This is a genomic window from Mycobacterium appelbergii (genome assembly GCF_032883035.1).
Lineage (GTDB): Bacteria > Actinomycetota > Actinomycetes > Mycobacteriales > Mycobacteriaceae > Mycobacterium > Mycobacterium appelbergii.
The window spans coordinates 1-21,285 of record NZ_JAMQTH010000020.1; the positions used below are offsets into that span (position 1 = coordinate 1).

The window sequence follows — 21,285 nt, forward strand, 5'->3', positions numbered from 1 at the left end:
GCTGCCCTGAACACGAAACGCCATCGAACAACACCCCTAAACAAATCAGGTGTTGCAGCGACCGCTTGATTCTGCGCGCGACGTCACGACCCTCTGTGCAATCTCGACGTCAGCCTGGGTTCGAGTAAACCCGGGTGGGGGCGATCAGCACTGCGGCCCGACGCTCCTCGCGCATCACGCGGTCGTAGGTGTCCCAGTCGTCGTGGCTGCCGCCGGCGGCCTGGAAGATGGCCCGGAGCAACCGCCGTAGGGCTTCGGCGTCGACATCGGGTTTCGGGTCCTGCGGGCCGATGATCTCCGCGGTGCCCTCGACTGTGACCCACTGCCAGCCTGCGCGGGCGACGACGGTGGCGCGGGGATCGGTGCGCAGGTGTTGCAACTTGCGCGCCCCACCGATGGCCACGAGCGCGACCACCGGCGCACCGGTCTGCGGGTGTGCCATGACCCCGGCGTTGACCACCGAGGACTGGATACTGCCGTCGTCGCGCAGGGTACTGAGCACACAGAGCCCATGATCTTGCGACAACAGTTCGCCGAATGCCCGGACGTCGGTCATGATGTCCCCGCCTCAGTCCGCCACGCCGAACACGGCGTGGACCTTCGTCGGTTTGACCCGCACCACCAGCTCTCCAGGGACACCATTGCGCCTGCCGAATTCCTCGGCGCGGTCAGGGCCCATGTAGCGGCCGCCGGTCCGGGTCGCGATGTCCAGCAACTCGTCGGGTTCCTCGCTGATCGAACCCACGCCCTGGACCTGGACGAACGTGAAGGGCGGACGGTCGTCGTGGACGCAGAGCACCACCCGCGGGTCACGAAGCAGCGCACGTCCTTTGGCGGTGTCTCTGCCGGTGTTGAAGACCAGGTCGCCGTTGTCGACGACGAACCAGATCGGCGCTGCCAACGGTCGTCCATCGGCGGCACCCCAACCCAGGACAGCGGTGCGGGTGCCTTCGGAAAGGAACGCGATCACATCATCGGAAAGTTCGGCCATGCGGTCACGCTACGCCAGCTTTTCTGGGCGAGCAGACGTTGCGCCGCAGCGGTCAGCGCGGGTTTCGGGCCGGCCACGTGGGCAGTGGCATGGTGTCATACAGCCGCACCCCTTTGGTGTTGAGCCGGGCGACAGACTGCGTCAGCCCCATCGGGAGTGCTGATATCAACCGGCCGGTGCCCACCAGGGCGCGAACTCCCCAACGACTTGTCGGCACAATCGTCTTCGCATTCACCCGGGCCAGCTTTCGGCTTCCCGTGACAGGTGCGTGCATGATGCGTTCGTAGGCGGCGAATGCCGCCGGGTAGTCGTCTCCGGCGCGCACCATCTCGGCGGCCAACACGTAGGCGCCGTACACCGCGAGGCTGGTGCTTCCGCCGACGGCGGGTCCGGGGCAGTATCCGGCGTCGCCGACCAGGGTGACCCGGCCACGTGACCACGACGTCATCTCCAACTGGGTGATGGCGTCGAAGTAGAACGCCGGTGAGCGCTCCAGCTCATCGAGCCAGCGATGCACCTCCGGCTCCGACTCGGCGTACGCGGCACGCAGCTGGGCCTGTTGGCGTCCCACGTCGCGATAGTCGTAATCCAGTGGTTGGCCCGGACGGAAGACGAACAATGCACGGGCATCGTCGAGATGGTCGGCGGTATAGACCATCGCCACCTGCGTCGGCTCGTAATAGCCGGTCATCTCATTGTGGCGGGCAAAGCTTTTCGGCACCGACACCACCGCGAGGTAGCCGCCGAGAAAGCGTTCGGCGACGTTTTCGCCGAACACCAGCCGGCGTACGCCGGAGTGCAGTCCGTCGGCGCCCACGACGACGTCGAAGCGCCGGGGCGGGTGGTGCTCGAATGTCACATCGCCGTCGGGTGAGATCGAGGTGATCTGGTCACCGAAGAGATATTCGACATCGTCGCGACCGGCGTCGAAGTAGATCGCGCTGAGGTCGTCGCGCATGATCTCGAGGTGCCGGTCGGACATGGCGCCGAGGAGCTTGACGTAGTCGATGTGGGTGGGTCGCGGCGCCCCGGGATGGTGGATGCTCAGCCGGGTGGTGCCGGTGGCGTGTGCCTCGATGCGGGGTAGTACCCCCATGCGTTCGGAGATTTCCATGGCGGGTCGGAACAGGTCGATGGCGTGGCCGCCGGTCTTGCGCAGCGCGGGCGCGCGTTCGACCACTGTGACGTCGAAGCCGTGCCTGCTCAGCCAGTAGGCGAGCACCGGTCCGGCGACGCTGGCGCCGGAGATGAGTACCTGCATGATTCTCCTTGCTTACTTAACGGTCGGTAAACGTCTTTTCGTGAGCTTACCGATCGTTAAGTAAGTTAGGGTGGTCAGGTGACAAGGCCCGCGTCCGGTACCAGGCAGCGCATCCAGGATGTGGCGCGCGCACTGTTCACCGAGAAAGGTGTGCAGCGGACCAGCCTGCAGGACATCGCAGACCGCCTTGGCATCACCAAACCCGCGCTCTACTACCACTTCCGGTCACGCGAGGAACTCGTCCGCAGCATTCTGCAACCCCTGATCGACGAGGGCGAAGTCTTCATCGCCGAGCAGGAGCGCAAGCGGGTCGCGGACAGACCCTCACCGCGTGAACTTCTCGAGGGTTACTTCGACTTTCATTACCGCCACCGCGCCGATCTGGTGCTGCTGGTCTCCGAACTGACCACCTTGGCCGACCTGGGCCTGATCGAGGCGATCCTGGCCTGGCGGGCGAGGCTGGGTGCGCTGGTGTTCGGCCGCAGACCGACGCTCGCGCAGTCGACCCGCGCAGTCATCGCCTTCGGCGGCCTGCAGGACTGCTGCCTGCAGTTTCCCGACGCCGACTACGAGGAACTGCGCCGCGCCACGGTCGACGGCGCGATGGCGGTGCTGGGTGAACGGGCGGACTAGAGCGACCCGAGATCTGCCGCATTCCAATGCTGCGGTTTCAGGTAGATGGTGACGCTCTCGCCGTGCTCGCGGCGCGCGAACTCCAGGTACGGTTCCACCTTCTCCGGCGGCAGGTAGCGCTTGACCATCTCGATCAGATGTTCGTCGGTGGAGGGTTCGATCCGGCTGACCGCACCGTCCACGGCGACATAGCGGACGGTGGGCTCCAGCCGCTCGGCCATCAACGAGAAATGCCCGGCGGCCTCGATCAGTCGGTGCTTGCGGGATCCTGCGCCGGTCTGCACCCACGGTTCACCGCCGGGTGAGTACTGGTACCAGATCGGCACCGTGAGCGGTCCACGGTCGTCTCCAGCGGACACCGACAGCGCGGCGATGTGCGGTTCGGCAAGAAATTGTTCGCGTTCTTCCTTGGAAAGGGCCATGCCGTCAGGCTAGCCGCGGGCACGGACATATCCGGGCGTCGTAGAGTCAGGAGCCATGCGCTTCGGACTTTTCATCCCGCAGGGTTGGCGGCTCGATCTCGTAGACATTCCCGTTGAACGGCACTGGCCGGTGATGCACGACCTGGCCGCGTATGCCGACAACGGCGCCTGGGACTCGCTGTGGGTGTACGACCACTTCCATACCGTTCCGGTGCCCACCGAGGAGGTCACCTACGAGGCGTGGTCGCTGATGTCGGCGTACGCGGCGACCACGCGGCGCATCAAGCTCGGGCAGATGTGCACGGCGATGAGCTACCGCAACCCGGTGTACCTGGCCAAGATCGCCGCCACCACGGACGTGATCTCCGGCGGCCGGGTGCAGATGGGCATCGGCGGCGGCTGGTACGAGCACGAGTGGCGGGCTTATGGCTACGGGTTCCCGTCGGCCGGGGTGCGGCTGGGCCGGCTCGACGAGGGCGTGCAGATCATGCGCGACGCCTGGCGTGACGGCAGGGTAACCCTCGACGGCAAGCACTACCAGGTGGACGACGCGATCGTGTCTCCCAAGCCCATGCAGGACAACGGCATTCCGATGTGGATCGCCGGTGGGGGAGAGAAGGTCACGCTGCGCATCGCGGCCAAATATGCGCACTACACCAACTTCACCTCGGAACCCGAGGGGTTCGCCCACAAGTCCGAGGTGCTCGCCGCGCACTGTCGCGACGTGGGCACCGACTACGACGCGATCGTCCGCTCCGCCAATTTCAACGCCGTCATCGGTGAAACGGAGCGCGACGTGAAAGACCGCATCGCCCGGCTGCGCTCCCGTCAGGTGCCCGTCGCAGGCGAGTCGGCCGCAGACGCCATGCTCTCGACGCTGAGCGCGCCCGAATCCGGGAGCGGCACAACCGAACAGGTTATCGAGAAGCTGCAGCGTATGCGCGATCTCGGCTGCGAGTACGCCATCATGTACTTCCCGGAGGCCGCCTATGACCGGTCCGGTATCGAAATGTTCGAGCAGAAGGTCATTCCCGCGCTCAGTTAGCCGGCGGCGACACCTGGTAGAACGCGATCTGCCAGCCGTCGAGCACCTCACCCAGGATCTGGACGGGGTCCTCAGTGTCCGGCACTTTGACCGCCGTCGACGCGCAGGATCTCGCCGGTGACGAACCCGGCCTGTTCCAGGTACAGCACGGCATCGACGGCATCGTCGATCGCGCCCAGCCTGCCCATCGGATTCAGCCCCGCCATGAAGTCGTGGGTCGACGGATCGTGCATCGGGGTATCGATGGAGCCGAGGGCCACGGCGTTGACCCGGATCCCGCGGCTGGCGTACTCGACGGCCAGCGCCTTCGTGGCCGCGTTGAGACCACCCTTGGTCAGGGCCGCCAATGCCGAGGGCACCTTCGAATTGGCCTGGTCGACAAGGCTTGTGGAGATATTGACGAGGTGGCCGCCGCCGTGGGACTGCATCGCCGTGAGCGCCGCGCGGGACAGGTCGAAGAATCCGCGCAGGTTCACCCCGGCGATCGCGTCGTAGTCGGCGTCGGTGTACTCGGTGAACGGCTTGGCGATGAAGATGCCCGCGTTGTTCACCACGGTGTCGACGCGGCCGAACCGCTCCAGTGCGGCGTCGACCAGGCGACTGCCGACGCCCGGCTGCGAGACGTCACCCGCCACGGTGAGCACCATCGGGTCCTCGCTCTCACCGATGCCGCGTGAGTTGGCGACGACGGCGTAGCCCAGTTTGCGGTAACCCGCCACCAAACCTGCGCCGATGCCCTGGGATGCGCCGGTGATGATCGCGACGCGTGTCGAAGTGCTCATGTCAGTGCCTTTCGCTGTGAGTGCTCTGGACAACGCGTAGCGGCGGCGCGACATGTCCCGGCGGCGGGACGGGTTAGCTCTCTGCTGGGAGGTTGTGCCTATTACGCTGCAACGGTGGAGCTACGGCAGCTACGGTATTTCATCACCGTCGCCGAAGAGTTGAACTTCGGCCGCGCGGCCGAGCGTCTGCATATCGCCGGGCCATCGCTGTCTCAACAGATCAAGGCCCTGGAGCGTGATCTCAAGGTCGTGCTGTTCGAACGTGATCGCCGGACGGTTGCGCTGAGCCCGGCCGGTGGCGCGCTGTTGCCCGACGCCCGTGCGCTGATCGCTGCGGCAGACGAACTGCGCAGGCGCGCCACGGGTCTGGCGGTATCCGATCCGGTGCGCATCGGCTGGGTGAAGTGGTGCCCGTCGGATTGGGCCGAGCGGGCGGCGGGTGTGGCCGAGCTGCGGCTGGACACCTGGGTGATGCCGTCGCACGCGCAGGCCGCCCGGGTCGCCGACGGCAGCCTGGATCTGGCCATCTGCTGGGTGCAGAACCGCGATCTGGAGTCGTTGTCGCTTGAGGCCCGGATCATCGGTGTGGACCGGTTGTACGCGCTGTGTGCCGGCACCGACGAGTCACCGGTCGAGGCCCGCGACACTGTGGTACTCGTCGATTCCGACGACGCGAGTTGGTCGTCGTGGAACCGCTACGGTGAGCAGTTCGCGGCGGCGACGGGGGCGCGCGTCATGCGCACCGACGACGGCGGCGTCACGGGACCGACGTTCTTCGAGCATGTCCGACGGCTGCGGCGTCCGGTCCTCAACAACCCCAAGGGGCAGGATGTGCAGCCGCCAAGAGGCCTGGTGCGTCGTCCCGTGGTGAACCCGTCACCCCTGTGGACCTGGTCGCTGGTGTGGCGGCGGGGTGAAGACAGTGCGACCGTCCGGGCGGTGATCAACGAATTCACCCGTGACCTCGGCGATTTCGGTCTGGCCGACCCGTCCGTATGGCTGCCCGTCGATGATCCGCATCAGCCCGGCGACGACGGCGGCCGCTAGTACCACCAGTGCCCCGGAGACCAGGGCCGGACGGAATCCGTGGTGCAGCAGTGGCGTCACCACGACCGGTCCGAGGATCTGGCCGGCCGAATACCCGGCCGTCAGCAATGCGACGGCCCGTGGATAGCGCAGCAGCCGGCCGTGCGCCAAGGAAAGGATGCTCACCCCGACGAAGGTGCCACCGAACAACACGGCGCCCACGAGCGCGGCGATCACCCCACCGGCCAGGCCGGCGACGGCGATTCCGGCAGCCTGGACCATCAGCGCGACCGTCAGCAGGGCCGGATGCGACCAGCGCATGCTCAGCGCCGCCCACAGCGCCGCGGACGGAACGGTGGCCAAACCGACCACCAGCCACGCGCCACCTCCGAGCCAGTGTGGCGTGCCCTGTGCGACCGCGGCGACCAGGAACGTGCCCGCGATGATGTAGCCGATGCCTTCAAGGGTGTAGCTGGTCAGCAGCAGCGTGAAGGCTCGGTGCGGCGGGCGCTGCGAGGCTTCGCCGGCCGCCGCGCCGCGGTGCAAAGCCGGTTGCATCGACCAGGCGCCGACGCTGAGCACGGCTGCCGCCGCTGCCGAGGCCCACCAAGCGCCCTTCCAGTCTCCGGCGGCCAGCACCAGCACCGCCGAGAACGCGATACCGGCGCCCACACCACCGAAACCCCACCCGGCCAGATGTGCCGGATGTTCGTGCAGGTGCTCCATCATGATGTTGACCGCGATGACGAACACCAACGCGCTGGCGACCCCGGCCAACGTCCGCAGGACGCCCCACGCAATACCGTTGGTGGTCAACGGCATTGCCGCCAAGCTGGCGATGAGCACCAGCAGGCCGGCCCGGCACACGGACATCGACCGGGCCACCCACGGCCAGATGGTCCCGGCCAGCGCGCCCACGAGGTAGCCGACATAGTTCGCGGTGGCGAGATTGGCCGCGGTATGTGCCGTGACACCGGCCTGGGCGCTCATGAGCGGAAGTATCGGCGTGTAGACGAAGCGACCGATTCCCATGGCCGCCGCGAGCACCGCGGCCGTACGTGCGACGTGTTTGTGATGGTGCATCGCACCATCGTGCGGGGAGTTCAGGTGAGCGGGCCAGGACTGAATTGCTCTCAGCTGCAAGGTATTGCCTCGCAATGTGCCCGATCGTGGCCGATTGTGCCCGGCCGCGGCGGTCCGGTCAGAAGCAGAACGCGACGGGGCGGGCGAACATGTCGACGACCACGGCCGCGGCGATCAGGACCGCGAGCGTGCCGAGAGTCACCTGCCAGCGGCGCCTGCGTGCGATCGCGAGCGCGACGAACGGCGCCGCCCACACCACGACGGTCACGATGACGATCCATCCGCCGCCCATGTCCACCCGCGGTTGCACATGCCCGCAGCGGGTATCAGCCGCGGCGAACCGCCCGAGCAGCACCAGGCAGCCGGCGGCCACCGTCCATGCCATCGCAGCGACAACGGCTGCGACAAACCCGACCAGATGTCGGGCTGAACGCCCCGCCATGGAAATATCGTGTCAGACAGCATCGAAGCCCGCCGGACCGGCAGCGTGACGATCTAGTCGGAAGGAAGCACCGTGATGGAGAAGATTTCACTGACCGCGGTCGCACGTCAGCAGTTGGCCTCAGCCCGCACGGCCAGCAGCGGACGCAGCGCGCACACGGTTTACGGCGGACACGAGCATGCGTTACGGCAGACGCTGATCGCGCTCACCGCAGGCAACGGCCTCGACGAGCACGAGAGCCCGGGTGAAGCCACCCTGCAGGTTCTCGAGGGCAGGGTCCGGCTGTCGAATGCGGAAGCCGGCTGGGAAGGATCACCCGGTGATCACATCGTGATTCCGCGGAGCCGGCACAGCCTTGCCGCCCTCGAAGATTCGGTGGTGTTGCTGACCGTCGTCAAACCCGTCGGGCCGCACACGTAAACGGTTGGCCGGAGATCAGATCGCCGGGCCCAAGAGGTCGTCGGCGTCCTTGATGACGTACCCGTACCCCTGCTCGGCCAGGAAGCGCTGCCGGTGTGCGGCGTACTCGGCGTCCAGGCTGTCCCGGGACACCACCGAGTAGAACACCGCACCGCCGCCGTCGGCCTTGGGACGCAGCAGCCGGCCCAGCCGCTGGGCCTCCTCCTGGCGCGACCCGAACGTGCCCGAAACCTGCACAGCCACCGAGGCTTCCGGCAGGTCGATGGAGAAGTTCGCGACCTTGGAGACCACCAGCGTCTGAATCTCACCGCGCCGGAACTGGTCGAACAGCAGCTCGCGCTCGGCGTTCTTGGTGGATCCCTGGATCACCGGGGCGTCCAGTTCCTGGCCGAGTTCCTCCAACTGGTCGAGGTAGGCGCCGATCACCAGGGTCTGCTCCTTTGGGTGGCGCTCCAGAATCGAGCGGACCACCGCGATCTTGCTGTGCACCGTAGAGCACAGCTTGTAGCGGTCCTCAGGTTCGGCGGTGGCGTAGAGCATGCGCTCGTTGTCGGTCATCGTCACCCGCACCTCGATGCACTCCGCGGGTGCGATCCATCCCTGGGCTTCGATGTCCTTCCAGGGCGCGTCGTAGCGTTTGGGACCGATCAACGAGAAGACGTCGCCTTCGCGGCCGTCCTCGCGGATCAGCGTTGCGGTCAGCCCGAGCCGGCGCCGGGACTGCAGGTCCGCGGTCATCCGGAACACCGGTGCGGGCAGCAGGTGTACCTCGTCGTAGATGATCAGGCCCCAGTCGCGGCTGTCGAAGACCTCCAGGTTCTTGTACTCACCCTTACTGCGCCGCGTGATCACCTGATAGGTCGCGATCGTGACGGGCCGGATCTCCTTCTTCTCACCCGAGTACTCGCCGATCTCCTCCTCGGTGAGAGAGGTGCGGGCAATCAGCTCGCGCTTCCACTGCCTGCCCGCCACGGTGTTGGTGACCAGGATCAGCGTCGTCGCACCGGCCTTGGCCATGGCCGCCGCCCCCACCAGCGTCTTACCCGCGCCGCATGGGAGAACCACCACACCGGAGCCGCCCGCCCAGAACGAATCGGTGGCCATCTGCTGGTAGTCACGCAACACCCAGCCGTCCTCGGCCAACGAGATCGGATGCGCCTCGCCGTCGACATAGCCGGCCAGGTCCTCGGCCGGCCAGCCGATCTTCAGCAGCATCTGTTTGACCCGCCCGCGCTCGCTGCCGTGCACCAGCACGGTGTCGTCGTCGATGCGGGCGCCCAGCATGGGCGCGATCTTCTTGTTCCGGAGCACCTCGGTGAGCACCGCGCGGTCGAAGCTGACCAGCGTCAGCCCGTGTGCCGGGTGTTTGACCAGCTGCAGCCGCCCGTACCGGCCCATGGTGTCGACGATGTCGACCAGCAGCGGCTGCGGCACCGCGTAGCGCGAGAAGCTCACCAGCGCGTCGACCACCTGTTCGGCGTCGTGGCCTGCCGCGCGGGCGTTCCACAACGCCAGCGGGGTGATGCGGTAGGTATGCACATGTTCGGGGGCGCGTTCCAGTTCGGCGAACGGTGCGATCGCCGCGCGCGCCGCGCCGGCCTGCTCGTGGTCGACTTCAAGCAGCACCGTTTTGTCGGACTGCACGATCAGGGGGCCGTCGGTCATTTGTTCCATTATTCCGAATCGGCCGACAAGGCGCGGACTGCGGTGAGCACTCCGAGCGCAGCGACCGCCGTGAAACCTGACAAGAGGTATCGCGCCGCGCTGAGCAGGTCGGTCCCGGCGAGGTTGACGAGCAGGCCGGCGAGGGCGCTGCCGAACGCGGTCGACATGGTCAACACGATCGCGATGGCCGCACCGGCGCGGTTGCCCTCGGCCGGATCATCGTCACCTGTCATGGCGGCCACCGACAGGTGCGGCATCGCCAATCCGATCCCCGCTCCGCCGATGAGCAGGGCAATCACCCAGGCGATCACCATCATCAGCGGTGCCGGGCTGACCTGGAGGGGGATGAGCACCGCAAACGCGGCGGTCAGCATCATGGGCCCGGCGACCTGGAGCCGGCGGACCGTCTGGCGGGAGCCCGCCGAGGAGCTCGCCACCTGCGTTGCCGACCAGCCGAGCGACAACACTGCCGCGAGAAATCCCGCTGTCACCGGCGGTAGTGCGGCCAGACGCTGACCGAACAATGGCACGAACGTCTCGACGGCGACGCCGGAGGCGAGGAACAGAATGGTCAGGTACACCCAGGGCACCGCCGAGCCGGCCCGATATGTCGACGCCGGAAGGATCGGTGTGTGTGCGCGCCGTTCTGCCCACGGCAAGGCCGCGGCCAGGAACAGCGCCACGGTGATGCAGCCGATCATCGCGAGCACGCCGCGGGCCACACCGGCGATGCTCAACAGCCCCACGGCCCCGATGATCAGCACAAGCGATCGCACAGGTATGCCGGTCGGCGGGGGTTTGTCCCGGTGGTTCGAGCGGAAGGCGCGGGGGACCAGCATCGCCATCATCAGTGCGGCGACGGCGAGTGTGCCGTAGGCCGATCGCCACGAACCGAACTGTGCGAAGAGCCCGCCGACCGCCGGACCCACGAGATTGCCGAGGCCGAACATGGCCGAAACCAGTGCGCTGCCCCGTACCCACAGGTGATGGGGCAGGGCAGAGTGGATGAGGCCGAAACCCAGGCCGATCAGCAGGCCTGCGGCCAGGCCCTGAGTGCCACGCCCCATCAGCAGGACCGCCATGCTCGGGCTGGCGGCGCAGACAACGGAGCCGAAGGCGAACACGCCGAAGCCGATCAGGTAGCACGACACCGCGCTACGTCGCGAAAGCAATTGCCCGACCAGCATGGTCGCGATGACCTGACCACACAGGTACACCGTGGTATTCCACGCGTAGAGCGGTTCGCCGCCGATATCGGCCACCGCTGTCGGCAACAGGCTGGCCGTCAGATAGATGTTGATCGCGCCCACGAGTACGCCGCCGGCCAGGATCACCGCGATACGTCGATGGTGGCTCAACTCGCGCCAGGATCCGACGCGGTCGGGTTTCATGAAGCGGACGTGAACAGCATCTGCATTTTGGCGGAGATCCATTCGCCCGCAACCACTGTCGATGTCTCGTCGCCGACATTGGTGCCTGGGCCCATCGGTTCGACGACTGCGTCATGGTTGGGTTGGAAGAAGAACGGGATCGACAATCGGGATGAGGTGCATTCCCGTTGCGGATTGACGACCTGGTGCATGGTCGACTTCCATCGGCCGCCGGTCCACAGTGCCATCAGATCACCGATGTTGATCACGAAGCTGTCCCGGACTGCCGGGACGTCAACCCACTGAAGGTCTTTGGTACGGACCTGCAGACCGCTGCGGTCGTGTTCGGTGTACAGCACGGTCAGCGCGCCGAAGTCGGTGTGGGCCCCGCGCCGCATCTGACCGGGCAGCGGCGGTTCATGTTGCGGGTAGTAGTAGTTGGCGGTGAGTGAGGAGACGTGTCGGTCGAACTTGTCGTCGAAGAATGACTCCTCCAGGTCGAGCGCCATCGCAAAGAGCCGCACCAGATCGCGCGACAGCTCGGTCATGGCGGCCGTGTAGTCCTGCCAGACCTGTTTGAAGCCGACGGGAGCTGCAGGCCAGATATTGGCCAATTTCCAAGAGGCCCAGTAATTTCCGAGCTCCGCCCGCTCGGCATCGCCGAGCTCGCCGGTGGTGTGGGTGCTGAATCCTTCGCAGAGGTCCGGGGGAGCGGTATTGCCCAGCGTCTGGGCGGTGGAACCGCTGAAACGCCGGAATCCTGACACCCCCGGGCGAGTTGCGACGCGGTCCTTGTCCCGGTCGGGCAGCCGGAAGAACGCGTTGGTCGTCGTTTCCATGCTTTTCACCAGTTCGCGCGGTATTCCGTGCCCCACGATGACGAAGAATCCCGAGGTTTCGCAGGCACCGCCGATCGCGTGGGCGAGGGCGCGGCGCCGGGTCTGGATATTGCGGGCGGACAGGTCGATGACCGGAACGAATCCGTCCACCACCGTGATCGTATTCAGCGTGCCGTCCATGGCGTGACTCCCGTTTCTAGAACGATGATCGAGTATCGAACAGTGTTCGATGCTGCGGACCACCGTACTAGACTTCTCTCACCGGTTGAGCCGGACAGATTTATGGAAGGTGACAGCCATCACGGACGCCGAGGGTGACCAGCAGGACGAAACGACCGTCCGCAGTGTGTGGCTACGGCCACGTCGGGTGGCGCGGGGGAACCAGCCGCTCACCCAGGCGCGCATTGTCGCCGCGGCGATCGAACTGCTCGACGAGGAGGGCGTCGACCGGCTGACCATGCGCCGACTTGCTGAACGTCTGCGCGCAGGTGCGCCGTCGCTGTACTGGCACGTCGACACCAAGGACGACGTGATCGACCTGGCGGTGGATGCGATCTTCGGCGAGACTCCGCCTCAACGCGACGCGGGATCGGATTGGCGCTCGGCGGTGACCCAGGTCCTGACATCGTGGCGGGCGGCGTTGCTTCGCCATCCCTGGGCGGCGGCGTTGCCGGCCCGGCAGCGGCCGACCATCGGCCCGAACTTCCTTGCCACCATGGAGTCCCTGCAGGCGGCGCTGGCTCGTGCCGGCTTCAGTGGCCATGGGTTGTCCTCGGCGACGTGGGTGCTTTACAACCACGTCATGGGCTCGGCGTCGTCGGAGTCGGCCCTGACGATCTCCGACGAGGAACGTCGATTGGGACAAGACCGCCTAAGCGAGGAGCGTGACCGATATCCGACGCTCGCGGACAACGGGTACCTGTTCGACGACGACTTCGAGGGCAGTTACCGGACGGGGTTGCAGTATCTGCTGGACGGCCTCGAAGCCCAGCTACCCCCGCGGTGATCTCATTCGAACCGGCCGGCCCGTGTGTGATGCCGGGCAAACGAATTACAGCTAGTCGTCCTTGGCCGACACCACCGACGTCACCCGGTGGATGGCGAACTCCCGCACCCGGCCGGAGGCCGGATCGAACGCGGTCAGCTGTCCGCCGCGCACATTGATCGGTGAGACCACCCGCTGGGTCGCCACCCCTGCCGGGTCGACATAACCGATCACCACCGAGGACTGTTCGATGGCGGCTTCCTGCAACTGGGTGATCGCCACCGCCGGGTCGAGCCGAACGTTGGCGAACGGCCCCGCAGCCACCTTGCGCAGCACCGCGACGATGGCCCCGAGGGTCTGCTCGGTCGGCGGTGGGCTCGGCTTGTACACGCGACGCCGGGTCGGTGCCGACACGCGTGCGCCACGGGCGCGAAGGTCGACGATGGTGCCCGTCGAGTCTTCGGCGGCCGGGGCAAACCCACCGTCGCGCAGCGCGGCGAGTACCTCGGAGATCGGGGCCTGCGACACCGCGACCGTCGGTGCCAGCAGGCGCATCTCCAGCCGTTCGCTGCCGGGTGCGCCCACCGCCTGGGCCAGCAGCGCGGGATCCTCACATCGCACGAATGACGTTGCCATACCGACCCGCAACTGGCCGTGCCGACGTGCGACGTCGTCGATCAGATACGTCAGTCCTTGCGGCACCGGGGTTTTGGAATGCTTCTCGAACAATGTGTGCAGATCGCCTGCGGTGCGGCCCGCGTCGAGGGCCCGCCGGATGCTGGCCTCACTGATCCGGTACACCAGCGCCGCGCCCGCCGATTCGATGGTGGCCACCGCTGCCAACTGGTCGGCCAGATCGCGCTGCAGCGGGCCCGGCACGACCACCGTGAGATCGGCCTGCAACAGAAAATGGTCGAGTGGTTTGGGCAGCACCTTCGACATCGCCGCCACCACGACCTCGGCCGGATCGTCGGCCAGCAGCCCTCGACCGGGCGTGCTGATGGCGCCGCGGCCCACCAGCCCGAGCGCGTGCGCCTCCGCCAGCAGGTCGGTCACGGTGTCGGGTTGTAACCGCATCGCCCAGCGCGGTCTGCGCCAGATCATCGCCCGTGACGCTTCGCCCGCGCCGACGCCGGACCCCGGCGGCAATTCGGCCAGCATCGCCAACAGTAGTCGGCGGTCCAACGGCGCAGCCGTCGAATACAACGAATCGGACAGCGCCGCATAGGGTTTGCCGTCGGGTCCACGCGTACCGATGAGGGCGGGACGGGCGGGAAGGTCCAGCCACGTGGTTGCCAGTAGTTGCCAGCGCGCAGCCGTCGGTGATTCGACGAAGCGGTCTGTGGCCACCGTCGGCGCCCAGTACGGCCCGGTGCCGGCGCCCGGGTCGGGTTCGGGCATTCCGGCGGCGATCAACCCCGCGGCGGCGCCGAGTTCCAGCAGCAGCCCCAGCCGGGGTTCATCGAGGCCGGTGGACTTGGCCAGCCGCTTGAGGTCACGCACCCCGAGACCGCCGTTGCGCAACTCGGGAACCGGTGTGTTACTGAGGTTTTCGAGTACGAGTTCGACTTCGCGCAACAGGTCGATGGCGGCTCCGGCGGCGACCGCGTCGACATCGGCGGGCGCCGTCGACGTCAGCTCGAGCCGCGGCGGCGAAAATTCGACCGGTCCGGGTACCTCGCCGCGCAGCGACTGGCCGACCAGGCGCGGCAGGATGACCGTCTCGTCGTCGATCCGGCGCAACAGTCCGGCCGCCAGCAGCCGCTGCACCGGCCGGTCACTCGGTGCGTCCGGCGCCGCGTCGCGGGTACGGCCGACCGGTGACCCCTCGAGGAGTCGCGCCAGCAGATCGCGCTGGGCATCGTCGAGCCCTTCGAGCAGGCCGGCGATCTCGTCGGCGGTGCGGTCAGTGGCCTCCGACACCGCCTGACCCGGGAACCACGGCAGCCCGGCGGACGCTTCGGGGGCCACCCGCACCGCGGAGGCTCCCCAGACCAGGGCCCGCTCGCGCAGATCGTCGACCGTGGCGGCCACCGCGTTGGCGTCGGCACGGTCCCCGAGCAGCCCGGTCACCTCGGTCACCGCCACTGCGGTGGTGTCGGCGTGCAGCACCAGCAGTGCATCGAGCACCACCAGATGCAGGTAGTCCAGCGCGTCGGTGGCGGCCTTGACCGACTGCCTCGACGTGGCGCGGGCAGCCAGCGCCGCGATGGTGCCAGGCGGTGGCTGGCTCAAGTCGGGCCGCAACTCCAGTAGACGGGTCAGCTCTTTGTCGGGGAGGTCGGCCAGCCAGGCGCCGAGCGGGACGCCTGCTGTCTGTGCGGTCATATGCTGACCAGCGTAAAGCAGCCCGGCTGTGCGCATCCGTCGGCGGCTGCGCTCACCGCCGCCGGCCGGACCGCCGGTCTCGCCTCCCCGAGGGTGGCCTGCCACAATGTGGGGCGTGGCTGACAAGAAGAAGCAGTACATCGACAATGGCTGGCCGACCATCACCGACGGCGACGATCACGCCGTCAGCGAGCTCGCGACCGACCGCACCGGAGCGCTGTCCCCGTTCGGCGACCTGACGTTCCCCTTGCCGGCGGACGAACTTCCGTACACCCACCCGGTCACCGTCGTAAACAAGTAACCGTGGGTCTGTCGCACGTCGACGAGTCCGGGGCGGCGCACATGGTCGATGTGACTGCCAAGGCGGTCACCAAACGCACCGCGGTGGCCGCGGGCACCCTGCTGACCACCGCCGATGTCGTCAAGCTCATCACCTCGGGCGGGCTGCCCAAAGGTGATGCCCTGGCCACCGCACGGGTTGCCGGCATCTTGGCCGCCAAGCGGACCTCCGACCTGATACCGCTGTGCCACCAGTTGGCGCTCACCGGCGTCGACGTGGACTTCACCGTCGGCGACGCCGCCGTCGAGATCACCACGACCGTGCGTAGCACCGACCGCACCGGCGTCGAGATGGAAGCGTTGACCGCCGTGAGCGTGGCCGCGCTGACGCTCTACGACATGATCAAGGCCGTCGACCCCGCCGCGCGCATCGACGACATCCGGGTCGTGCGCAAAGAAGGCGGTAAAACGGGATTGTGGGAAAGATCGAGCACGTGACGCATTCAGCCCGGGTGATCATCGCTTCCACCCGGGCGGCAGCCGGGGTGTACGACGACCGCACAGGTCCCGTGATCGTCGGCTGGCTGGCCGCTCGCGGGTATGACGTCACGGAGCAGATGGTGGTCGCCGACGGCAGGGCGGTCGGCGATGCGCTGCGTTCCGCGCTCGCCGAACACGTCGACCTCATCATCACCTCCGGTGGCACCGGTATCTCACCGACCGACGCCACCCCGGAAGCGACCATGTCCGTGCTGGACTACCAGATACCCGGCCTGGCCGACGCGATCCGCCGCTCAGGGCTGCCGAAGATGCCGACCTCGGTGCTCTCCCGCGGCGTTTGCGGGGTGGCGGGCCGCACGCTGATCGTGAACCTGCCGGGCTCGCCCGGCGGCGTGAAGGACGGGCTGTCGGTGCTTGCCGGGGTGCTGGAGCATGCATTGGACCAACTTCGAGGCAAGGATCACTCCCGATGAACGCCGTCGTCGTACGTGTTGCACTCACCGCGGAGTCGATCGTGCTCGCCGAGTACGAGGCGCTGGTATCGCACGAGGCCGCCGGTGCCGTGGTCGGATTCGCCGGAGTGGTCCGTGATCACGACGGTGGCCGGGCGGTGACCAAGCTGGAGTATTCCGCGCATCCCACCGCGCAGCAGACGCTCGAGGAGGTCGCGGCGCAGATCGCCGCGGACAGCGACGGGGTGCGGGCGATCGCGGTCAGCCATCGCATCGGAAACCTTGAAATAGGAGACGCCGCCCTGGTGGCCGCTGTGGCAGCGGACCATCGCAGAGCGGCGTTCGAAACCTGTGCCCGTCTCGTCGACACCGTCAAGGAGCGGCTACCGGTGTGGAAGCACCAGCATTTCGCCGACGGCACCGACGAATGGGTCGGATCCGCCTGAGCGGACCGGCCCGACTCAGGCCGGCGGCAGCGCCGGAGCGGGGGCCGGCATCGGCGCCGGTGCGGCCGGATCCGCGACCAGCGGTGCGCCGGGTGCGGGCGGTGCAGCGGGAACTGCCGGATCCACCGGGGCCGGGCCGCCGGTCGGAAGGTTCGGTGCCGTGCCGCCGGGAGGGGCCGAGGTCAGCGGGCGCTGGGTCAGCGCCAGCAGGGCATCCTTACCGCTGACATCCTGTGTCTGGATGGCGTGCCAGATCTCCCGCAGGTACGTCACGTTCGGCCCCTGGCCTGGCACCTGGGCCGGGCTTTCGGTGGTGCCGGGGGGCAGGTTGTCCGGGCTGGCCAGGTGCGGGACGCCTTCAGCGGGAACCGGCGCGCCATTGGGCGCGGCCGGGTCGGCCACGTCGGCAGCCGGAGCCGGCATGCCGACGCCGTTGGGTGCGGCCAATGCATCCGGGGCCGGTGCGGCGACGGGCGCGGGTGCACCGCCGGGAGCCGCGACCGGTGCCGGTGCCGGCGGGCCGGGAGGCAGTGCCGGATCGAGCGGCAGCGGGGAGCCGGGGTGCAGCGCCCAGGTCTGCGGCTGGTCTGCCGGTGCCGGGGCCTGATCCCAGTTCTCGGGGGCTGCGGCGACGGCGTCGGGGGCCGGAGGAGCCGGCGGTGCGGGCTCGACTGGCGGAGGCGGCGGTGCATCGGCCGGAAGTGGCGGCAGGTCGGCCGGCGGCGGCGGTGCATCAGCGGGAAGCGGCGCGTCCAACGGGGCGGGCGGTACCTGCAGCGCGGCATCGACGATCGGCGCTTCGGGCGGAGGCGGCGGAGCGTCCATGGGTGCGGGCGCTTCGGGGGCCGGTGCGGGCGGCAGTGCCGCGTCGATCGGCGCCGGCGGAGCCTCGGGGGCCGGCGGGAGTGCGTCGACCGGGGCCGGTGGTGGGGCCTCCGGCAGCGGGGCAGGCGGCAGGGCTTCCGGTAACGGGGCCGGCGGCAGGGGCTCGGGCAGTGGAGCCGGCGGCGGCGCCTCGGGCATGGGCGCCGGGGCGGCCAGCATGTCGACCGGGCCATCCATCGGCGGAGGGGGTGGCGGTGGGGCGAACGGATCGACCGGCGGCGGTGCTTCGCCGTTCACGGCGGGAGCATCCAGCGGCTGCGGCTCGTCGACCACGTTGCGCGGTGTGGCGCCGGACAGGCCGCGACCACAGGTGGGCCATGCGCCCTTGCCCTGACTCGCCAGCACGCGCTCGGCGACCGCGATCTGCTGTTCCTTGGTGGCCATGAAGGCCGAGGGGGCGAACTCGCCACCGCCGTGGGCAGACCACGTGCTGGGGGAGAACTGGAGGCCGCCGTGGTAGCCGTTGCCGGTGTTGATGGCCCAGTTGCCACCGGACTCGCAGCTGGCTACCCGGTCCCATTCGCCGTCGGTAGCAGCCATGGCCTGGCCCGCGAGGGCGAGGCTGCCGCCACCGATGACCGCGCCGGTTACGGCGATCTTGGCGACGTTTTTGGCCGATGAAGTTGAAGTGGGCTTGCGGTGCCGTCCACTCATAAGCGTGCAGGTCCTCTCGTATGCGCCCACGAGGTCAGCTGTCGGGTTCGGGTTGGAGAGGTCACCCGGCCGGCGGCGCCTTCGCGACGCCAGCTTCACCCCAAGGGGCCGCAAGCGGCTCCTGGTCCTTATTGATTCGGTGGACCGGTGGGTCCCCCGCCTCCATCCTGTTGTTCGTCGTTAACCGCGACCCGATGGATGGAGCTCGGCGCTATCGGGGGCGGCAGGTCGGCCGATGAAAGTCGGTTGACTTGGGAATGAACGGTAACGGGTCGTGGGGGTCCCGTCATCTTTTGCCGGCCCGCGCGTTTTGGGCCTCGGCAAAAATTAAAAGAGCTTTAAAGCCCCAGCTGGCTCCCGTGTTACCGCAGGTGAGAGGCCAACTCCACCAGGCTGTAGCCAGCTCGTTATCGTTTTGTATGTGATGCAAATCACGTTAACCACCGGCGAAGGGCGGTAATACATCCAAAGTTTGGGGCGTTGTAATCGCGTTCGTCGTGTCACGTACCGCGACCCCGTCGCACAGGTATGAGCAGCGCTTTAACACGTGAGCGAGCTCTGCGTTACGCGCGCCCAGGCGCTCGGTGAGCGTCGCGATCGTCGTTCCCGGCGTGATGTCTAACGTTTCGGTCTCAACTCCGGCGGCAGCCGCGGCAGCGGCGAAATAACGAACATTGATCTTGATTGTCGTCGTAGTCGTCATCATTCCCTGATCATCACCCACCGATTGCGCTCATCGGTCGCGTCGGTTGCACGAAATCCGGATCGTTGATGCCGTGGCCCGCAGGTTTGGCCCACATGGCCCCTCGCCAGGCGGCCTCGACCGCGTCGTCGTCGGCGCCGCCGCGCAAGAGCCCCCGCAGATCGGTCTCCTCCTGGGAGAACAGACAGCTGCGGATCTGGCCGTCGGCGGTCAGCCGGGTGCGGTCGCAGGCCGAACAGAACGCGTGCGATACCGAGGCGATGACGCCGACCGTGCCGGCCGCATGGTCGGGTCCCGCGGCAACCTGCCACAACTCGGCGGGCGCCGAGCCGCGCGGCCTCGGATCGGGCTGCAGGTCGAAGTGGCTGCGCAGGGTCCGCAGGATCTGATCGGCGTCGATCGCTTCGCCGCGCCGCCAGCTGTGACCGGCATCCAGCGGCATCTGTTCGATGATGCGCAGCTGGTACCCGTGATCCAGGCAGTACCGCAACAGTTCCACCGCGTCGTCGAGTCCGGTCACGGGGTCGAGGACGGCATTGACCTTCACCGGATTCAGGCCGGCGGCCTTCGCGGCGGCCAGGCCTGCCAGCACATCGGCCAACCGGTCGCGGCGGGTGATCCGCGCGAAATGTTCGGCGTTGACGCTGTCCAGGGACACGTTGAGTCGGTCCAGCCCGGCCTGCTTCAGACCCCTGGCACGCCGGGCCAACCCGATCCCGTTGGTGGTCAACGTGATTTCCGGTCGGGGCGTCAATGCGGCGGCTGCCGTAATCACCTCCTCGAGGTGACGGGTGACCAGTGGCTCACCACCGGTGAACCGGATGTTGGTCACGCCGAGACGGGTGACCGCGATATGCAGCAGGCGGCCCAGCTCGGCGGCGCTCAGCAGCGCGTCGCCCGGCAGCCAGTCCAGCCCCTCGGCGGGCATGCAGTACGTGCAGCGCAGATTGCACCGGTCGGTGAGTGACACCCGCAGGTCGGTGGCGACCCGGCCGTAGGTGTCGATCAACGGACCGTCCTTCGGGGCGTCGCCGGCAGGTCGTGCCACCGTGGGAAAACCCAGTCCCGTCACTGTCATACGGCCACCTTTGTCTCGACCGCGTCGACCGGGACGATCTCCTTGCCGAGCGGCATCAGGGAGATCGGGATCATTTTCAGATTGGCGAGAGCCAATGGGATCCCGATGATCGTGATCGCCATGGCCACGGCGCTGACCACGTGGCCGATGGCCAGCCAGATGCCGAACAGGATCACCCAGATGATGTTGCCGATGAGCGCACCCGGCCGGGTTCCTGGCTTGTCGACGACGGTGCGGCCGAACGGCCACAGCGCGTAGACGGCGATACGCAGGGAAGCGAACCCGAACGGGATGGTGATTATCAGCACGAAGCACATCAACGCTGCCAGCAGGTATCCGAGCGCCAGCCACAGGCCGCCGAAGATCAACCAGATGATATTCAGTATCAGGCGCATCTCTCCTCCAGCGGTCCGCCCAGCCTACCGAGTAATGGGGATGAACGCGGCGGCAGCCTGCTAGTAGGATCAGCACATCGCGTCCCGGCGCAACCGGGGCGCGTGCTTTGTATGTCCATGTTTGAGCTGATCATGACGAGCGGGTGAGCGCAGTGCCGACCGGCAAGGTGAAGTGGTACGACGCCGAAAAGGGCTTCGGCTTTCTGTCGCAGGAAGAGGGCGAGGACGTCTATGTCCGGTCCTCCGCCCTGCCGTCGGGTGTCGAGGGGCTGAAGGCCGGGCAACGGGTCGAGTTCGGCGTGGCTGCAGGCCGACGCGGCCCGCAGGCGTTGAGTCTCAAGCTGATTGACCCACCGCCGAGCCTGAGCAGGGCGCGTCGCGAGGCCGAGCGTCCCGAGCACAAGCACACCCCGGATGAGCTGCACGGCATGGTCGAGGACATGATCACGCTGCTGGAGGGCGCGGTGCAGCCCGAGCTGCGCAAGGGCCGCTACCCCGATCGCAAGGTCGCCCGACGGGTGTCCGAGGTGGTCAAGGCCGTCGCGCAAGAACTCGACGCCTGAGCTCTTCCCGCTGCGCTCGTTGACGGGCAGGCTGTAG

Annotated in this window: 24 protein-coding genes, 1 pseudogene and 1 riboswitch; of the genes and pseudogenes, 10 read left to right on the top strand and 15 right to left on the bottom strand. The window is 67.6% G+C overall.

Annotated elements, in window-relative coordinates:
- Positions 1 to 109: 109 nt before the first annotated feature.
- The 3 genes from M1247_RS33030 to M1247_RS33040 are packed head-to-tail and all read right to left on the bottom strand — an operon-like array spanning position 110 to position 2,252.
- Complete coding sequence (locus M1247_RS33030) at positions 110 to 556, bottom strand: TIGR03618 family F420-dependent PPOX class oxidoreductase (RefSeq protein WP_317160665.1); 447 nt, start codon at positions 554 to 556, stop codon at positions 110 to 112.
- A gap of 12 nt (positions 557 to 568) precedes the next feature.
- Positions 569 to 991: a PPOX class F420-dependent oxidoreductase gene (locus M1247_RS33035; RefSeq protein WP_317160666.1), complete on the bottom strand. Its 423-nt coding sequence runs from the start codon at positions 989 to 991 to the stop codon at positions 569 to 571.
- 52 nt (positions 992 to 1,043) lie between these two features.
- Positions 1,044 to 2,252, bottom strand: coding sequence for an FAD-dependent monooxygenase (locus tag M1247_RS33040; RefSeq protein ID WP_317160667.1), 1,209 nt, complete (start codon positions 2,250 to 2,252; stop codon positions 1,044 to 1,046).
- A 78-nt stretch (positions 2,253 to 2,330) separates the two neighbouring features.
- Between M1247_RS33040 and M1247_RS33045 the strand changes: the two genes are divergently transcribed.
- Entirely contained in the window at positions 2,331 to 2,885 is a 555-nt protein-coding gene (locus M1247_RS33045; protein ID WP_317160668.1) for a TetR/AcrR family transcriptional regulator, read from the top strand.
- Here the strand turns inward: M1247_RS33045 and M1247_RS33050 are convergent.
- Positions 2,882 to 3,307 (bottom strand): pyridoxamine 5'-phosphate oxidase family protein, encoded by a 426-nt coding sequence (locus M1247_RS33050; RefSeq protein WP_317160669.1) that lies wholly within the window; start codon positions 3,305 to 3,307, stop codon positions 2,882 to 2,884. The two genes, M1247_RS33045 and M1247_RS33050, sit on opposite strands and share 4 nt — an antisense overlap.
- 55 nt (positions 3,308 to 3,362) lie before the next feature.
- Here M1247_RS33050 and M1247_RS33055 point away from each other — a divergent pair, with 55 nt between their 5' ends.
- Entirely contained in the window at positions 3,363 to 4,352 is a 990-nt protein-coding gene (locus M1247_RS33055) for an LLM class F420-dependent oxidoreductase (RefSeq protein ID WP_317160670.1), read from the top strand.
- A 71-nt stretch (positions 4,353 to 4,423) separates the two neighbouring features.
- Here the strand turns inward: M1247_RS33055 and M1247_RS33060 are convergent, their stop codons facing one another.
- Positions 4,424 to 5,134, bottom strand: coding sequence for an SDR family NAD(P)-dependent oxidoreductase (locus M1247_RS33060; protein ID WP_317160671.1), 711 nt, complete (start codon positions 5,132 to 5,134; stop codon positions 4,424 to 4,426).
- 114 nt (positions 5,135 to 5,248) lie between these two features.
- Here M1247_RS33060 and M1247_RS33065 point away from each other — a divergent pair, with 114 nt between their 5' ends.
- Positions 5,249 to 6,181, top strand: coding sequence for a LysR family transcriptional regulator (locus M1247_RS33065; protein ID WP_317160672.1), 933 nt, complete (start codon positions 5,249 to 5,251; stop codon positions 6,179 to 6,181).
- Positions 6,182 to 6,226: 45 nt separating this feature from the next.
- Here the strand turns inward: M1247_RS33065 and M1247_RS33070 are convergent.
- Both M1247_RS33070 and M1247_RS33075 read right to left on the bottom strand, forming a co-directional pair.
- Positions 6,227 to 7,243 (bottom strand): annotated as a pseudogene (locus M1247_RS33070) (YbfB/YjiJ family MFS transporter); the annotation flags it as partial.
- A 118-nt stretch (positions 7,244 to 7,361) separates the two neighbouring features.
- The gene (locus M1247_RS33075) at positions 7,362 to 7,685 is read right to left on the bottom strand and encodes a hypothetical protein (protein WP_317160673.1); all 324 of its coding nucleotides are present in this window, start codon (positions 7,683 to 7,685) and stop codon (positions 7,362 to 7,364) included.
- A gap of 75 nt (positions 7,686 to 7,760) precedes the next feature.
- Here M1247_RS33075 and M1247_RS33080 point away from each other — a divergent pair, with 75 nt between their 5' ends.
- Complete coding sequence (locus M1247_RS33080) at positions 7,761 to 8,105, top strand: cupin domain-containing protein (RefSeq protein ID WP_317160674.1); 345 nt, start codon at positions 7,761 to 7,763, stop codon at positions 8,103 to 8,105.
- A 15-nt stretch (positions 8,106 to 8,120) separates the two neighbouring features.
- Here M1247_RS33080 and M1247_RS33085 read toward each other — a convergent pair whose 3' ends face one another.
- From M1247_RS33085 to M1247_RS33095, 3 genes are read right to left on the bottom strand one after another with little or no spacing between them, the layout of a single operon-like run.
- Positions 8,121 to 9,770 carry a DNA repair helicase XPB gene (locus M1247_RS33085; protein WP_317160675.1) on the bottom strand — a complete coding sequence of 550 codons (1,650 nt, stop codon included), beginning with the start codon at positions 9,768 to 9,770 and terminating at the stop codon, positions 8,121 to 8,123.
- Between the two features lie 8 nt (positions 9,771 to 9,778).
- Positions 9,779 to 11,161 carry an MFS transporter gene (locus tag M1247_RS33090; RefSeq protein ID WP_317160676.1) on the bottom strand — a complete coding sequence of 461 codons (1,383 nt, stop codon included), beginning with the start codon at positions 11,159 to 11,161 and terminating at the stop codon, positions 9,779 to 9,781.
- The gene (locus M1247_RS33095; protein ID WP_317160677.1) at positions 11,158 to 12,222 is read right to left on the bottom strand and encodes an isopenicillin N synthase family dioxygenase; all 1,065 of its coding nucleotides are present in this window, start codon (positions 12,220 to 12,222) and stop codon (positions 11,158 to 11,160) included. Before M1247_RS33095 ends, M1247_RS33090 begins: the two co-directional genes overlap by 4 nt.
- Before the next feature lie 46 nt (positions 12,223 to 12,268).
- Between M1247_RS33095 and M1247_RS33100 the strand changes: the two genes are divergently transcribed.
- The gene (locus M1247_RS33100; RefSeq protein WP_317160678.1) at positions 12,269 to 12,985 is read left to right on the top strand and encodes a TetR/AcrR family transcriptional regulator C-terminal domain-containing protein; all 717 of its coding nucleotides are present in this window, start codon (positions 12,269 to 12,271) and stop codon (positions 12,983 to 12,985) included.
- A gap of 51 nt (positions 12,986 to 13,036) precedes the next feature.
- Here M1247_RS33100 and M1247_RS33105 read toward each other — a convergent pair whose 3' ends face one another.
- Positions 13,037 to 15,292, bottom strand: coding sequence for a helicase-associated domain-containing protein (locus M1247_RS33105; protein ID WP_317160679.1), 2,256 nt, complete (start codon positions 15,290 to 15,292; stop codon positions 13,037 to 13,039).
- A gap of 106 nt (positions 15,293 to 15,398) precedes the next feature.
- On the opposite strand from M1247_RS33105, the gene M1247_RS33110 reads away from it, so the two are divergent.
- Genes M1247_RS33110 through M1247_RS33125 form a run of 4 tightly spaced genes read left to right on the top strand, consistent with a single transcriptional unit; the run spans position 15,399 to position 16,970 of the window.
- A complete protein-coding gene (locus M1247_RS33110; RefSeq protein WP_317160680.1) occupies positions 15,399 to 15,593 on the top strand; it encodes a hypothetical protein in 195 nt (64 codons plus the stop codon).
- A 2-nt stretch (positions 15,594 to 15,595) separates the two neighbouring features.
- Positions 15,596 to 16,069, top strand: coding sequence for a cyclic pyranopterin monophosphate synthase MoaC (moaC, locus tag M1247_RS33115; RefSeq protein WP_317160681.1), 474 nt, complete (start codon positions 15,596 to 15,598; stop codon positions 16,067 to 16,069).
- On the top strand, positions 16,066 to 16,545 hold the full coding sequence (locus tag M1247_RS33120) for a MogA/MoaB family molybdenum cofactor biosynthesis protein (RefSeq protein ID WP_317160682.1): 480 nt from the start codon (positions 16,066 to 16,068) through the stop codon (positions 16,543 to 16,545). The genes moaC and M1247_RS33120 overlap by 4 nt, the downstream gene beginning before the upstream one ends.
- On the top strand, positions 16,542 to 16,970 hold the full coding sequence (locus tag M1247_RS33125) for a molybdenum cofactor biosynthesis protein MoaE (protein WP_317160683.1): 429 nt from the start codon (positions 16,542 to 16,544) through the stop codon (positions 16,968 to 16,970). The genes M1247_RS33120 and M1247_RS33125 overlap by 4 nt, the downstream gene beginning before the upstream one ends.
- 15 nt (positions 16,971 to 16,985) lie before the next feature.
- Here M1247_RS33125 and M1247_RS33130 read toward each other — a convergent pair whose 3' ends face one another.
- The 4 genes from M1247_RS33130 to M1247_RS33145 all read right to left on the bottom strand — a co-directional run bounded on the left by M1247_RS33130 (position 16,986) and on the right by M1247_RS33145 (position 20,685).
- On the bottom strand, positions 16,986 to 18,509 hold the full coding sequence (locus M1247_RS33130; protein ID WP_317160684.1) for a transglycosylase family protein: 1,524 nt from the start codon (positions 18,507 to 18,509) through the stop codon (positions 16,986 to 16,988).
- 8 nt (positions 18,510 to 18,517) lie between these two features.
- Positions 18,518 to 18,699, bottom strand: a riboswitch (cyclic di-AMP (ydaO/yuaA leader).
- Between the two features lie 246 nt (positions 18,700 to 18,945).
- Positions 18,946 to 19,212 carry a MoaD/ThiS family protein gene (locus M1247_RS33135; RefSeq protein ID WP_317160804.1) on the bottom strand — a complete coding sequence of 89 codons (267 nt, stop codon included), beginning with the start codon at positions 19,210 to 19,212 and terminating at the stop codon, positions 18,946 to 18,948.
- Between the two features lie 13 nt (positions 19,213 to 19,225).
- On the bottom strand, positions 19,226 to 20,290 hold the full coding sequence (gene moaA / locus M1247_RS33140) for a GTP 3',8-cyclase MoaA (protein WP_317160685.1): 1,065 nt from the start codon (positions 20,288 to 20,290) through the stop codon (positions 19,226 to 19,228).
- Positions 20,287 to 20,685: a YccF domain-containing protein gene (locus tag M1247_RS33145; RefSeq protein ID WP_317160686.1), complete on the bottom strand. Its 399-nt coding sequence runs from the start codon at positions 20,683 to 20,685 to the stop codon at positions 20,287 to 20,289. Before M1247_RS33145 ends, moaA begins: the two co-directional genes overlap by 4 nt.
- A 152-nt stretch (positions 20,686 to 20,837) precedes the next feature.
- On the opposite strand from M1247_RS33145, the gene M1247_RS33150 reads away from it, so the two are divergent.
- Complete coding sequence (locus M1247_RS33150) at positions 20,838 to 21,248, top strand: cold-shock protein (protein ID WP_317160805.1); 411 nt, start codon at positions 20,838 to 20,840, stop codon at positions 21,246 to 21,248.
- Positions 21,249 to 21,285: the final 37 nt, after the last annotated feature.